Annotated in this window: 14 protein-coding genes; 6 read left to right on the top strand and 8 right to left on the bottom strand. The window is 67.4% G+C overall.

Annotated elements, in window-relative coordinates; genetic code table 11:
- Nucleotides 1-228: 228 nt before the first annotated feature.
- The 5 genes from ACI2JO_RS04825 to ACI2JO_RS04805 all read right to left on the bottom strand — a co-directional run bounded on the left by ACI2JO_RS04825 (nucleotide 229) and on the right by ACI2JO_RS04805 (nucleotide 6,661).
- The gene (locus ACI2JO_RS04825) at nucleotides 229-900 is read right to left on the bottom strand and encodes a spermidine synthase (protein WP_404719587.1); all 672 of its coding nucleotides are present in this window, start codon (nucleotides 898-900) and stop codon (nucleotides 229-231) included.
- Complete coding sequence (locus ACI2JO_RS04820; RefSeq protein WP_028966862.1) at nucleotides 897-1,259, bottom strand: DUF6481 family protein; 363 nt, start codon at nucleotides 1,257-1,259, stop codon at nucleotides 897-899. Before ACI2JO_RS04820 ends, ACI2JO_RS04825 begins: the two co-directional genes overlap by 4 nt.
- 153 nt (nucleotides 1,260-1,412) lie before the next feature.
- The gene (locus tag ACI2JO_RS04815; protein WP_404719586.1) at nucleotides 1,413-2,504 is read right to left on the bottom strand and encodes a glycerophosphodiester phosphodiesterase; all 1,092 of its coding nucleotides are present in this window, start codon (nucleotides 2,502-2,504) and stop codon (nucleotides 1,413-1,415) included.
- A 5-nt stretch (nucleotides 2,505-2,509) separates the two neighbouring features.
- Nucleotides 2,510-4,945 carry a TonB-dependent receptor gene (locus tag ACI2JO_RS04810; protein ID WP_404719585.1) on the bottom strand — a complete coding sequence of 812 codons (2,436 nt, stop codon included), beginning with the start codon at nucleotides 4,943-4,945 and terminating at the stop codon, nucleotides 2,510-2,512.
- 129 nt (nucleotides 4,946-5,074) lie between these two features.
- Entirely contained in the window at nucleotides 5,075-6,661 is a 1,587-nt protein-coding gene (locus ACI2JO_RS04805; RefSeq protein ID WP_404719584.1) for an alkaline phosphatase D family protein, read from the bottom strand.
- A gap of 167 nt (nucleotides 6,662-6,828) precedes the next feature.
- Between ACI2JO_RS04805 and ACI2JO_RS04800 the strand changes: the two genes are divergently transcribed.
- Nucleotides 6,829-7,683: a type 1 glutamine amidotransferase gene (locus ACI2JO_RS04800; RefSeq protein ID WP_404719583.1), complete on the top strand. Its 855-nt coding sequence runs from the start codon at nucleotides 6,829-6,831 to the stop codon at nucleotides 7,681-7,683.
- An 11-nt stretch (nucleotides 7,684-7,694) separates the two neighbouring features.
- Here ACI2JO_RS04800 and ACI2JO_RS04795 read toward each other — a convergent pair whose 3' ends face one another.
- Nucleotides 7,695-7,850 (bottom strand): DUF2256 domain-containing protein, encoded by a 156-nt coding sequence (locus ACI2JO_RS04795; protein ID WP_404719582.1) that lies wholly within the window; start codon nucleotides 7,848-7,850, stop codon nucleotides 7,695-7,697.
- A gap of 75 nt (nucleotides 7,851-7,925) precedes the next feature.
- On the opposite strand from ACI2JO_RS04795, the gene ACI2JO_RS04790 reads away from it, so the two are divergent.
- Complete coding sequence (locus ACI2JO_RS04790) at nucleotides 7,926-8,954, top strand: SMP-30/gluconolactonase/LRE family protein (protein WP_404719581.1); 1,029 nt, start codon at nucleotides 7,926-7,928, stop codon at nucleotides 8,952-8,954.
- Between the two features lie 87 nt (nucleotides 8,955-9,041).
- Entirely contained in the window at nucleotides 9,042-9,272 is a 231-nt protein-coding gene (locus tag ACI2JO_RS04785) for a hypothetical protein (protein WP_404719580.1), read from the top strand.
- 141 nt (nucleotides 9,273-9,413) lie between these two features.
- On the opposite strand, the gene mnmA is transcribed toward ACI2JO_RS04785, so the two are convergent.
- Nucleotides 9,414-10,547, bottom strand: coding sequence for a tRNA 2-thiouridine(34) synthase MnmA (mnmA, locus tag ACI2JO_RS04780; RefSeq protein WP_404719579.1), 1,134 nt, complete (start codon nucleotides 10,545-10,547; stop codon nucleotides 9,414-9,416).
- Between the two features lie 106 nt (nucleotides 10,548-10,653).
- Between mnmA and ACI2JO_RS04775 the strand changes: the two genes are divergently transcribed.
- The 3 genes from ACI2JO_RS04775 (at nucleotide 10,654) to ACI2JO_RS04765 (ending at nucleotide 11,646) form a co-directional block, all read left to right on the top strand.
- Nucleotides 10,654-10,827, top strand: coding sequence for a hypothetical protein (locus ACI2JO_RS04775; protein ID WP_404719578.1), 174 nt, complete (start codon nucleotides 10,654-10,656; stop codon nucleotides 10,825-10,827).
- Between the two features lie 101 nt (nucleotides 10,828-10,928).
- Nucleotides 10,929-11,231 (top strand): DUF1153 domain-containing protein, encoded by a 303-nt coding sequence (locus tag ACI2JO_RS04770; RefSeq protein WP_404719577.1) that lies wholly within the window; start codon nucleotides 10,929-10,931, stop codon nucleotides 11,229-11,231.
- A 157-nt stretch (nucleotides 11,232-11,388) separates the two neighbouring features.
- On the top strand, nucleotides 11,389-11,646 hold the full coding sequence (locus ACI2JO_RS04765) for a GlsB/YeaQ/YmgE family stress response membrane protein (protein ID WP_159758412.1): 258 nt from the start codon (nucleotides 11,389-11,391) through the stop codon (nucleotides 11,644-11,646).
- Between the two features lie 69 nt (nucleotides 11,647-11,715).
- Here the strand turns inward: ACI2JO_RS04765 and ACI2JO_RS04760 are convergent, their stop codons facing one another.
- On the bottom strand, nucleotides 11,716-12,447 hold the full coding sequence (locus ACI2JO_RS04760; RefSeq protein ID WP_404719576.1) for an SIMPL domain-containing protein: 732 nt from the start codon (nucleotides 12,445-12,447) through the stop codon (nucleotides 11,716-11,718).
- Nucleotides 12,448-12,572 lie beyond the last annotated feature (125 nt).

The raw sequence follows: 12,572 nt of genomic DNA, 5'->3' as shown, positions 1-12,572 counted from the left end.
CTCTACCATCAGCCTCAGAAGGGCGACAGTCGGTTAGTATGGGCTGCTTGCGGAGATCGGAGTTGTCACCCCTCGCCCAATGCGTGCCGTCACCCCGGCGAAGGCCGGGGTCCAGTTGGGAAGGTCCATGTAACTAGGCGTGATGCGCCTCATCAGCGTCCCCCAACTGGGCCCCGGCCTTCGCCGGGGTGACGACGTTTGGGGGTAAGCGGGAATTGGCGACCGAGCCTAGCGCCGCGTGCCGAACCAGATGACGTGGGTCGCGCCCTTGCCGTTTTCGCGCGCGCGGACCTTGACCTCGTCGACCGCGAAGCCGCTGTCGGCGAAGCGACGAGCAAAGCGCGGGTCGGGTGCGGCCGACCAGACCGCCAGCACGCCGCCGGGCCGCAAGGCCGCACGCGCCGCAGCCAGTCCACGCGGGCCGTAAAGACCATCGTTGGCGGGGCGGGTCAGCCCGTCCGGGCCGTTGTCGACATCGAGCAGGATCGCGTCATAGCGTCCGCCGCCCGCGGCGATTGCTGCGCCGACATCGCCCATGTGCAGCGTCACGCGCGGATCGTCGAGGCATCCGTCGGTCAGCGCCGCCATCGGGCCGCGCGCCCATTCGATGATGCCGGGGACCAGCTCAGCGACCGTGACCTTCGCCTCCGCACCCAGTCGGGCGAGCACCGCGCGCAGCGTGAAGCCCATGCCGTAGCCGCCGATCAGCAGGTGCGGCGCGGAACGGTCAGCCAACCGGTCGCAGGTCATCGTGCCGAGCGCGACTTCCGAGCCGCTCATCCGCGTGCTCATCAATTCGTTGCGCTCAAGCACGATCATGAAGTCGGCACCGCGACGGAACAGCCGCAACGGCGGTCCGTCCGGTACCTCCGCAACCCCGAGCAGTTCGGGGCGGATCACTTCTTCTGGCGGGCCTTGCGCGCGGCGTAGCGCGCGTCGCGCGCCGCCTTCATCTCGGCCGCGGTCGGCATGACCGGTGGGCGCTTGGCGGCAGCGGCAGCTTCGGCTGCGGCAGCCTCTTCGGCAGCAGCCTGCGCACGCGCCTCTTCCTTGGCGGCCTTTTCAGCGGCGATCGCCGCCTTGCGCTGCTCGCGCTTCTCGGCCTCCGCAGCTTCCTTGGCCTCGCGCGCGGCGAGACGGGCGGCGACCTCTGCAGGATCGGGGGCGGCCTTGTTCTTCAACGCCTCGAGGGCGCGTGCCTTGGCGTCGCGGGCGGCGGCGGCGCGCTGGTTGAAGTCCGGGGCCTTGTAACCTGCCATGCTGCGAAATTCTCCTTGGGGAACGACAACGCCGAAACCGGCGCAAAGCACAACGGCCCCGCATCGCTGCGGAGCCGTCGAAAAGCCGATAAAGCAAAATACTAGACCAGCCGCATCCGAATATACGAGCCGGGGGTCATTCGCGCAACCGCTTTATCGGACGCCGTCCACCGCCAGCCGCCCCAGCGCCGGATCGTCGGTGAAGAACGAGTCGATGCCGAGCGCGATGTAGCGGCGCATCTCGGCGACCGACCCGGCGTCATGGCGCGCGTCCGGCCCGGCGGTGCTGCGGAAGTCGGCGGCAAGGAAGCGGTTCTCGGGACGGAAGGTCCAGGGGCAGACCTCAAGGCCGCCGGCATGGGCGTCTTTGACCAGCGACGTCGGTGCGGCGAGCCGTCCGTCGTCGGCGAGCGGGATCAGCATCCGCGTGTTCGGCGCGACGATATCGGCATAACGCGCCATCTCGCGCAGGCCGGCGGGCGACACCATCGTCCGGTAATCGAGCGCGCCGCCGGCCTTGACCACGTCGGCGGGCTTCTGCGCCGGATCGCCGATCAGCTGGACGAGGCGGACGTTGCCGCCTTTCGGCAGCTTGCCGCGGACATAGCGCAGGTTGGCGACCTCGAACGACTGCAATTGCACCGGCGCGCGCCGGGTGTAGGCGTGCGCGGCGAGCACGGCGAGGAAGCGGTCCTCCACCGGCAGGCCGATTCCGGCGAAATAGGTCGAATGCTTCAATTCGGGCACCAGCCCGATCGTCCGCCCGCGCGCCGCCGCCTCGGCCGCGGCGAAGTCAATGACCTCGTCGAAGGAGACGATCTGGAAATGACCGTCATAGCTGCGGCTTTCGGGACGGATCGCGCCGAGCCGTTCCTTCGCGCGGAGCGTCTTCAGCTCGGTGAGGGTAAAGTCTTCGGTGAACCAGCCGGTCTGCGCCTCACCATCGATCGTCTTCGTCGTGCGGCGTGCGGCGAATTCGGGATGGTCGGCAACATCGGTCGTCTCGGCGATGTTGTTCTCGTGCCGCGCGACCAGCACGCCGTCCTTCGTCGGGACCAGATCGGGCTCGATAAAGTCGGCGCCGTCCGCAATCGCCTTGGCATAGGCGCCAAGCGTGTGTTCGGGGCGCAACGCCGAGGCGCCACGGTGTGCGAACACCAGCGGCTTCTTCGCGGGCGACGCCGCGCCGGCGGTGGAAGCCACCCCCAGCGCGATCGCGGAGCCGAGCGCGGCGCGGCGGGTCATCACGCTCAGAAGCCCGCGCTGAGCGTGACGAACGCCTGACGCGGCGCGAGCGGGAAGAAATTGTACGTCCCCGATGCCGCGCCGACGCTGATCGTCGAATAGGCTTTCTTGTCGGTGATGTTGGTGACGTTGAGGCTGACGTTCAGCTTCTTCGCCAGGCCCTCGCCCGACAGCGGCATGTCGAAGCCGATGCGACCCGACAGGGTGAAATAGCCCGGCACCTTCAGATCGTTCGTGAACGTGGCATAGCGACGACCGATATAGTCGCCGATCAGCTGCAGCTCCACCCCGTCGCCGTTGAGCGTGGCCACGGTCTTGTTGAGCCAGTCGGGCGAGCCGGGGACCTTCTTGCCGGCGGTCGGCACGACGGTCTGCGCTGCGCCGACCGTGTAGTTATCGGCGTAGCGCGAATTGTTGTACGACAGTGCATTGTAGAGCGAGAAGCGATCGCCGAAGCGCAGCGTCGCCGCCGCATCGACGCCGTCGGTCTTCACGCTGCCGACGTTGGCGATAATCGGTGCGCCGCTGATGATCGCGGTGATCGTCGTGGTCGGGCTGATCGCCAGCAGTCGGTTCGAGAAGTCGACGTGATAATAGCTGATCTGGCCCTCGAACCCGGTCAGCGGCCCGAGATCGAGCGCGCGGCGGGTGCGGATACCGGCTTCATAGGTCCAGCTCGTCTCCGGCTTGGTGTTGTCCTTGAAGAACTCGAACAACGTCTGGCTGCCGAGCGCGAACGGCGACAGGCCGGCGGCGGCGCTGGTCTGGAATTGGCGGATGTTCTTCTGCGCGTTGACGAAGACCTGTTCGTGGTCGGTCGCGTCCCACAGCACGCCGACCTGCGGCAGGAACCATTCGTCGGTGTTGATCCGCCCGACCGGCAGCTCGCGCGAGCCGGTGAACGAGCCCGGGATCGGCTGCACCGGTACGCGCTGGCGTGCGTGCTGGAAGGTGCTCTTGAACCCGGCCTGGAGCGTCAGCGTGGGGATGATCTTCCATGCGTCCTGGATGTGCGCCTGGATCTCGGTCACGCGGATCTCGCTGCCATATTGCGTGATGAGCGGATCGGCGAGGTCGCGCGGGCGCTCATAGGGCGAGGACGGATTGTTGACGTCGAGCGCGTACCAGCGGCGATAGGCGGACGAGCTTTGATGCTCGTACCAGCCGCCCAACTCGATCGTGTGGTTGCCGAGTTCGGCGCGCAGCGTCGAGATGCCGCCGACGCGGTCGATGCGATATTCGGTGGTGCGCGTCGCGAGGCCGGAGCCGCCGAAGATCGTCGACAGCCGTGCGAGGTTGGTCGCCGAGGTCGGGCTGCTGCCCGCGACGCCAGGGTAATAGAAGGAGAAGAGCTGCGGCAGCCCGGCGACAGTGATCGGGCCGGCGACGATCCCGACGCCGTCATTGTGGTGGAAGTAGGCCTGGTTGGAGAAGGTCACGAGGTCGGTGACGTTCCAGTCGTACTTGAGATAGCCGAGATAATCGGTGCGCAGCGCGGCGCTGTAGTAATTGCTGTAGTTCGCGCCGGACGCCGCATAGCTGGCGGCGTTGTTGTACGGCAGCTGGTTGGCGAGATACGCCTGCATACCCTTGAAATTGGGATAGAGGAACGGGCGGATGTACGGCTGGTACGTCTGGGTCGCGGAGACGACGGTCGCGTCTTCGTTGGGCTCGGCCTTGTCCGAATAGGCAAAATAGGCGGTCAGCTTGCCGGTCGCATCGTCGTGGACGAGCTTGGCGTTGGCCTGCCAGCCCTTCTGATAGCCCTCGAAGTCCCACGCCCGCGCGCGCTGGCGCACGCCGGAGACGTAGAAGCGCGTGTTCTGGCCGATGTCGCCGCTGTCGAGGCGGACGTAGCTGCGCATCGCCTCGTAGCTGCCGACGGTCTGTGCCGCCGAGATGCCGAACTCGGGCTTCGGATCGCTGGTGAAGGTATCGATCGTGCCGCCGAGGTTGCTGGTCGAGGCGGTGCCGAGGTCGCCCGCGCCCGAGGCGAGCACCACGCGGCCGACATTCTCCGAAATCGCCGCGCGCTGCGGGCTGAGGCCGTTGTAATTGCCGTAATTCTGATCGCCGAGCGGCACACCGTCGAGCGTGTAGCCGAGCTGCTGTGCGTTGAAGCCGTGGACGAACAGCGAAATGTTCTGCTCGTTGTTGCCCCACGGATCGGCGGTCAGATAGGTGACGCCGGGCAGCGTCTGGAGCGCCTTGAGCGGGCTGATGCCGGGCAATACCTTCTGGATGTCGACATTGGTGATCTGCGTCACCGCACGCGTGGCGGCGCCGGTGACGATGATGTCTTCGCCGGTCGTTTCGGCGGCGGTCTGGCCGTCTTCGGCGACGTCGGTCCGCGGTGCGGCGGGCGGGGTATTGGCGGCGAGGGCCGGGGTGGCGGTAACGGCGAACAGTGCACTGCCAGCGAGCAGCATCGAACGAAGCATGAGATACTTTCCCCAGGTCGCCTGCCCCTTTGCGGTGCGGCGTTGCCCGTCCCCTGCGCGCAAGTCTTTGCGACTGCGTGACTATTTGGTTTCTGTTTGATTACTGGAACCCGGGGCTGCCGCCGCCGCTCACGCCATGCGATTGCGTCCGCGCATCACCGACGCGCTATGGCCGACCATCGCGGCTGGGGTGCGCCTTGCGACCGTGTCGAGCATGATCCAGTCGTTGCGGACGCGCTCCGCCTCGATCGTCAGCGCCATATAGCCACGGCGCGCGGTGTCGCACCATTTCAGCTCCGGGTTGGTGCGCACCAGATCGGCCGCGATACGGCGCGGGTCGTCGGCAGTGCCGCTTTCGAAGCCGGGCGAGGTGACGCTGTGCCCCGCAAACTCGACCGCGGCGGCGTGACCGTCCTGTGCGAGGTCATACGCCCAGGCGTTATGGCTATCGCCCGAGATCAGCACCGTGCTGCCGCCAAGGTGCTGCACCTGCCGAAGGAAGCGCGCGCGGGCGGCGGGGTAGCCGCCCCAATTGTCGAAGTTGAACGGCAGCCCGGCCTTTGCGGCGGCGATCCCCTCGGTAACGTAGCGGTTGGGCGTGGCGGAGACCCATGTCTCCGCATCTGCAGGCATCATCGTCTGCCCCATGATCGTCCCGAACCCGACGACCTGCCAGCGCCGCCCGCTGCGCACCGAGGCGGCCAGTGCGTGATTCAGCCAGCTTTCCTGCTGCCAGCCCATCATCGTCGCGCCTGGATCCTGCCACGCGCCGTCGCGGAAGGCACGCAGCGCGGCGGCGGGGTCGGCGGTCCTGAACAACGCGTCGAGATCGGGCTGCTGCGTGCGGCCCAGCAGCCGTGTCTCGGTGCGGAACAGGGTGGCCAGCGCGCCGATATCGTAGCTTTTCCACGGCTCGTCGGACACCGGCATCCACTCGCGATAGGCCTGGATCGAGGCGGCACGGCGCTGGTTCCAGTCGCCCTCGCTCGCCGCGTCGTGGTTCTGCGCGCCGCCCTCCCAGCTGTCGTTGGCGCTTTCGTGATCATCCCATTGCGCGATCATGGGAAGCCGCGCGTGGAGCGCCTGAAGATCGGCGTCGGTGCGGTAGCTGGCGAACCGCTGGCGGTAATCGTCCAGATGGATCGTCTCGCCGAGCGGCTGCGGCTCGCGGCCAGCGATCAGCCGGCTGGTCGCGGGATAATGATCGGGTGCATATTCGTAAAAATAGTCGCCGAGATGGATCGCGCAGTCCAGGTCGTCGCGCGCGGCGGCGTGAGCGTAGGCATTGAAGAACCCGAAGCCCAGGTTCGAGCAGGAGAAGATCGCCGCACGCCACGGGCGAACGCCATCGGCGGGCAGGGTGCGCGTGCGCCCGACCGGCGAGCGCGTGCCGTCCGGCGCGACGAAGCGGAACCAGTACCAGCGCGCGGGCGCCAGACCGTCGGCGGTGAGCTTGACGGTCCAGTCGCGCCACGGGCCGGTGATCTGCGCACCAACCACGCGCGCGCCGCGCATGTCGGGATGTTCGGAAATCTCGGCGGTGACCTCGCCAGCGGCAGACATGACGCAGCGCGTCCAGAGCAGCACCGAGTCCGCACCGGGTTCGCCGCTGGCGACCGAATGGGTGAAGCCGCGCAGCGGACCGGCGGCGGCGAGCAACGGCGCGGCGGTCAGCGCACCGGCACCGACGAGCAGGGAGCGGCGGGAAACGAACACGGGCGAACCTCATTGTCTGCGTTGACCGGACGACGCAGCGGATGGGCGTGCTTTGTGGAGGCTTGATGACAAAGGGTTTCGTGCCGAACTTTTAGCGATGGCGCAGGGGCTTGGCGGCGCTGCGATGCGTTGCCGCACTTCCGTTACGTGACCCGAGGTGAACCGGCGTGCCCCGATTTCTGATCGCGCAGAGCGAAACTCCCGACGAGCGCGCGGCCCGGCGGGCGCATACCGGGCAAAGCTCGGGCGAGAGCTATGCGGATACGCTGCATCAAATGAAGCCGGATGCGACGATCGAGATCTGTCAGCCCGCCGACGATGACTCGCCAGTCTTCACCGCAGAGCAACTGGCGACCTTCGACGCCATCTTCCTGACCGGCTCGCCGCTGCACGTCTATGACGATACGCCCGCGGTGCGGCGGCAGTTGGCGTTCATGCGTGCGATCTTTGCCGCGGGAACGCCGTCGTTCGGGTCATGCGCCGGGTTGCAGGTCGCCGTCGCGGCGGCGGGTGGGACGGTACGGAAGATGCCCGAGCGAATGGAAGCAGGCTTCTCGCGGCGGATCGTCGCCACCGACGACGGGCGCGATCACCCTTTGCTCGCCGGGCGCCCGCCGACCTGGGACGCGCCGGCGATCCACGGCGACGAGGTCGAAACACTGCCGCCCGGGGCGACGCGGCTGGCCGGTAATGCGGTGACCCGCATCCAGGCCGCCGAGATCCGCCACGACAAGGGCGTATTCTGGGGCGTACAATATCATCCCGAACTGTCGCTGAGCGAGATTGCGATCGCGCTGCGCCGGCAGGCGGACGGGCTGGTCGAGGCGGGGCTTGCGGAGACGCCGGCCGAAGTCGAGGAACGCGCCGATCTGATCGCCGCGCTTCACGACGAACCCGAGCGGCGCTCGCTCCGCTGGCGGTTGGGGGTGGACGGCGAACTGGCGGATACCGATGCGCGTCGACGGGAGATCGCGAATTTCCTCGACGCGCTGCCGTCGATCGACCGGCGCGGCGCGCGATAACGGTCGCGCAGCTAAGGCGAGGGGGCTGCCCTTTCCCCGACGCCGCGGCAACGGTCCGAGCAGTATTTGACCGCCTCCCAGTCGCGCGCCCATTTCTTGCGCCAGGCGAAGGGGCGGTGGCAGCTCGCGCAGATCTTCTCGGGCAGATGCGGTTTCTTGTGCGGCATGCCGGCTGAACCCGTTTGGCGCGGGGTCCGATCCGTGCCAGCGTGCGCCGAGCCAAAATAGCGAGGGGATGCAGGATGATAGCCACCGAGACGATGCGGCCGGGGCGCCGGGCGGTGCTGGCCGGCCTGGCAGGCGCGGCGCTGACCGGCTTTGCCGAGGCCGCGCCGAGCGTCACGCTACGGCGGCTGACGCCTGCCTTCGACCGTATCGTCAGGCCGGGCACGACGATCGAGGTGATCGCCACCGGCATCAAATGGGCCGAGGGACCGGTTTGGGTGCCACGGGACGGCGGCTATCTGCTGTTCTCCGACCCGCCCGCCAATATCGTCCGGCGCTGGTCGCGGCGCAGCGGGGTGGCGACGTTCCTTTCACCGTCGGGTGCGCCCGATCCCGACCGCACGATCCTGCGTGAGCCGGGCGCCAACGGGCTGACGCTCGATCGCACCGGGCAGTTGCTGATCGCAAACAGTGGCGGACGGTCGATTGACCGGGTCGATCTGCGGACGCGCGCCCGCACGGTGTTGGTCGATCGCTACAAGGGGAAGAGGTTCAATAGTCCCAACGACATGCATGTCGCGCGCGACGGTGCGATCTGGTTTACCGACCCGCCCTATGGTCTGGCGGGTGACGATCGGTCACCGGCCAAGGAGCAGGCCGTCAATGGCGTCTATCGCTGGCGCGACGGTGGCGAAGCGGTGCTGGTCGACGGATCGCTGACCCGGCCCAACGGCATCGCCTTGTCCCCGGACGAGCGGCGCCTGTACGTCGCGGTATCCGACGCGGCCGATCCGCGGGTGATCGCCTATGACCTGGGGCGCGACGGAATGCCGCGCGCCTCGCGCGTGCTGGTGTCGGCAAAGGCGTGGGCCGATCAGGGCAAGCCGGGGTTGCCCGACGGGATGAAGGTGGCGCGCGACGGGACATTGGTCTGTTCGATGCCCGGCGGGATCATGTTCCTTACCCCGGAAGGCGAGCCGATCGGCCTGATCGAGACGATCACGTCGGCTGCCAACGCCGCGTTCGGAGAGGGCGGGGCGGCGCTGTACATCACCAACAACGACCGCGTCCTGCGCCTACCGTTGCGTCCGGGATGGCAGCGATGACGGATCGTTCTTGATCTCCCACTGAATCGGTGTAGTTTAAGCGGGAGGGTGGCGCCCTGTCACCGACCATGAAGGGGATGTGCGTTGATGAAGAAGATCGTTGCTGGCATGTCCGCGCTGGCGCTGGCGCTCTCGCTGGCGGCGTGCGGATCGAAGACCGACACCGCCAATGACACCGCGATCAATGCCGAACTGGGCAACGACGTGGCGCTGAACGAAACGCTGCCCGCCGACGAGAACCTGTCGGATCCGGGCGCTCTGCCGCTCAACACCGCCGATGGCAACGTCGTGGGCGCCGCGACCACCAACGCCCTCTGACCACTTCGCGGGCGGCCCGCCTCGGCGCCGCCCGCCTTTCCTTACCGTCTGGAGTTGCTCCCTAGACGAAACTGGTCCGGTGCCCTCCGGCGGCACCGGGCCTTTTGTATGGGTGCGGCTCTAGATCCCTGTACCGACAGGTCAGATCGCGGCTGGTTCGACGAGCGGCGCATCCTCTTGCGCCGGCAGCGCGGGCTCGGTCGCCGCGATCCAGCCGCCGCCCAGCACGCGATCACCGGCATAGAGCACCGCCGCCTGACCGGGCGCAACGCCATATTCGGGCGCGTCGAACACCAGTTGGTCGCCCGTCATTCGCGCCGGCACCGGCTTCGCCATCGAACGGACCTTGGCCGTCAGCGGACCGTCCAACGGGCCCAGGATGTTGAGGCGCTCGAGTCGCGCCGCCGCGACCGCCAGCGCCGCGCGCGGGCCGACCACGACGCGCTGCGTATCGGGCTCCAGTCGGACGACATAGAGCGGTTCGGGCGTGCCACCGATCTCCAGCCCGCGGCGCTGCCCGACGGTGTAGTGGACCAGCCCGCGATGCGCGCCGAGCTTGCGCCCCGCCAGATCGACGATGTCGCCGCCCATCGCCGCCTCGGGGCGCAGCTTCTTGACCAGCGAGGCATAATCGCCATCGGGGACGAAGCAGATGTCCTGGCTGTCAGGTTTGTCGGCGACCAGCAGTGCGAGTTCGGCGGCGAGTTCGCGCACCCGCGGCTTGGGCAAGCCGCCAAGCGGAAAGCGGATGAAGTCGAGCTGTGCCTGCGTGGTCGCGAACAGGAAATAGCTTTGGTCGCGCGCCGGGTCCGCGGCCCGGTGCAGTTCGGCGCCGGCCGGTCCCATGACGCGGCGCACATAATGGCCCGTCGCGAGGCAATCCGCGCCGAGATCGCGCGCCAGTGCCAGCAGGTCGGTGAATTTCGGCCCCATGTTGCACTGGACGCAGGGGATCGGGGTGCGGCCGGCGAGATATTCGTCGGCAAAGGCGTCGACGACGTTCGCGCGAAAGCTGCTCTCGTGATCGAATACGTAATGGGCGATGCCGAGCTTGTCGCACACCGCGCGGGCGTCGCGGATGTCGCGGCCGGCGCAGCACGCCCCGGCGCGCTTGGTGGCTTCGCCATGATCGTAGAGCTGGAGCGTGACGCCGATCACCTCCGCGCCCGGCTGACGCGCGGCGAGCGCCGCCACGACCGAGCTGTCGACTCCGCCCGACATCGCCACGACGATGCGTCGCGCACCCGGCGCGAGCTGGAATTCACCGCTGTCCATGATGTGGGCAGCATACAGCCGCGACCCCACCGCCGTAAACCGAAATGAACGAACCGTTTCTTCCGACTTTACCGGGCCTTCAGACCATATTGGCTATGTCGAACGAATGACAGCCGAAACTCCTCCGCCCGATGCGCCGCTGCTGTGCAACCTGCGCGCGCGCCAGTTCGCCTCGCGTACCGCGCAAGTCGCACGCACGCTGGAGGAGCCGGCCCCATCGCAGGGCGGCGCCTTCAACGCCACTGCCGCGGCAGCACTCAACACCTGGAAGCGGTCGTGAACAGGTCGTTTACCGAACCGCTTTAGGAGCCGTTCAATCCATCGCCGTTACGCGCAAGTTACGACATGGAATGGGGTCGCGGCCCCGAACCGAGGTTTGGAATGATCGAACAACAAGAAAATTGTCGCCCTGCCAAGGTCATCGGTCCGCTGGGGGAGCCGCTGACGCTGGATACGCTGCCGCCGTCGGACACGACGCGCTGGGTGGTTCGCCGCAAGGCGGAGGTGGTTGCCGCGGTTAACGGCGGCCTGCTCAGCGTCGACGACGTGTGCGCCCGCTATGGCCTGACGGTGGAGGAATTCGCCGGATGGCAGCGCGCGATCGACCGGTCCGGGATGCCCGGACTACGCGTCACCCGCATCCAGCATTACAAGTCGCTGTACGAACGCCAGCAGAAGTTCTGACCCTCCCCGGCCATCGTCCCGCGCCGGCACAGAGGCGCGGGACGGGGCTGCAAAACCCTCGTCACATTATGGATTACGCGCCCGGAACAATGTGCCGGCCTCGTGAGTAATTCCCACCAGAGCAGCCACTCCGGGCGCATCTGAGGGGAGTATTATCATGGGTATCATTCTGTGGCTTATCATTGGCGGCGTTATCGGCTGGCTGGCCAGCATGATCATGCGCACTGACGCGCAGCAGGGTATCTTCCTCAACATCGTGGTCGGCATCGTCGGCGCGTTCCTCGGCGGCCTGATCTTCTCGGGTGGGTCGATCAACAATGCGCCGCTGACGATCTATTCGTTCCTCGTTTCGCTGTTGGGTGCGGTCGTGCTGCTGGCGATCGTCAATCTGGCTCGTCGCGGTCGCGTGCGTTAATCGCATCAGCGACGACGCCTCGACAAAAAGGCGGCCGTCCGGTGATCCGGGCGGCCGCTTTTGTTTGTCCTATTTCAGCAGGAACCGGACGTTGACGCTGGCGGAGACGTCCGTTTCGCCGGGCAACACGACGGTTTCCGCGTCCGACTGGACCGCAGCGCGCGCCATCATCGGCATGGGGCGGGGGCGGTCGCCGCCATTCTCGCCGGCTTCGTTGATCGCGACGATCCGCGCCACCGACAGGCCCGCAGCCTTGGCATAGAGTTCGGCGCGCGCCCGCGCCTTGGCGATCGCCTGCGTCCGCGCCTCGTCCAGCGCGGCTTCGGGATCGGAAAGCGACAGGTTCGGGCCATCGATTTGATTGGCCCCGGCGCGCACCAGCGCGTCAAGCACCGCGCCCGCCCGGGCGATGTCGCGGAAGCGAATGGCGACCGAATTGGTCGCCTGATAGCCGGTCACGACCGGGGGCTTGCCATCCTGATAGCGATATTGCGGGGACAGCGCGACGTTGCTGGTCGACAGGTCCCGCGCGGCAAGCCCCGCGGCCTTCAAGGCCTTGATGACAGCATCCATCCGCCGGGCATTCTCCGAGAGTGCGTCAGCGGCGAGCGGCGCCTGTGTCACGACGCCCGCAGTGATCGTCGCAAGGTCCGGCGTGCGCGAGACGCGGCCCGTCGCAGTGACGTCGAGCACGGTCCCGTCCGGCACCACCGTCGCCATCGGCAGCGCGACCTGCGCCGCGGCCGGCAGCGCCAGCACGGCGGCGGCAGACAGCATCAGCGCGGGCAACATTCGAGTCATGCGAAAAAACTCCCTTAATCCAAGTAAGAAGCCGTTTGCCTGCATGCGTCGGAATGCAAGATGAACGGGACAGGCCGTTGCAACCACGGTAAGAGGCGCCCCAACCGCGCACCGCTTGTCACGGT

Source organism: Sphingomonas sp. NPDC079357 (assembly GCF_044901155.1).
GTDB lineage: Bacteria > Pseudomonadota > Alphaproteobacteria > Sphingomonadales > Sphingomonadaceae > Sphingomonas.
Note: the sequence above shows the minus strand (reverse complement) of the source record. Positions and strands in the feature narration are given on the sequence as shown.

Coding starts and splice junctions, on each gene's coding strand:
- ACI2JO_RS04820 (WP_028966862.1), bottom strand. CDS start 1,259: ATGGCAGGTTACAAGGCCCCGGACTTCAACCAGCGCGCCGCCGCCGCC.
- ACI2JO_RS04815 (WP_404719586.1), bottom strand. CDS start 2,504: ATGACCCGCCGCGCCGCGCTCGGCTCCGCGATCGCGCTGGGGGTGGCT.
- ACI2JO_RS04810 (WP_404719585.1), bottom strand. CDS start 4,945: ATGCTTCGTTCGATGCTGCTCGCTGGCAGTGCACTGTTCGCCGTTACC.
- ACI2JO_RS04795 (WP_404719582.1), bottom strand. CDS start 7,850: ATGCCGCACAAGAAACCGCATCTGCCCGAGAAGATCTGCGCGAGCTGC.
- ACI2JO_RS04790 (WP_404719581.1), top strand. CDS start 7,926: ATGATAGCCACCGAGACGATGCGGCCGGGGCGCCGGGCGGTGCTGGCC.
- ACI2JO_RS04785 (WP_404719580.1), top strand. CDS start 9,042: ATGAAGAAGATCGTTGCTGGCATGTCCGCGCTGGCGCTGGCGCTCTCG.
- mnmA (WP_404719579.1), bottom strand. CDS start 10,547: ATGGACAGCGGTGAATTCCAGCTCGCGCCGGGTGCGCGACGCATCGTC.
- ACI2JO_RS04775 (WP_404719578.1), top strand. CDS start 10,654: ATGACAGCCGAAACTCCTCCGCCCGATGCGCCGCTGCTGTGCAACCTG.
- ACI2JO_RS04770 (WP_404719577.1), top strand. CDS start 10,929: ATGATCGAACAACAAGAAAATTGTCGCCCTGCCAAGGTCATCGGTCCG.
- ACI2JO_RS04765 (WP_159758412.1), top strand. CDS start 11,389: ATGGGTATCATTCTGTGGCTTATCATTGGCGGCGTTATCGGCTGGCTG.
- ACI2JO_RS04760 (WP_404719576.1), bottom strand. CDS start 12,447: ATGACTCGAATGTTGCCCGCGCTGATGCTGTCTGCCGCCGCCGTGCTG.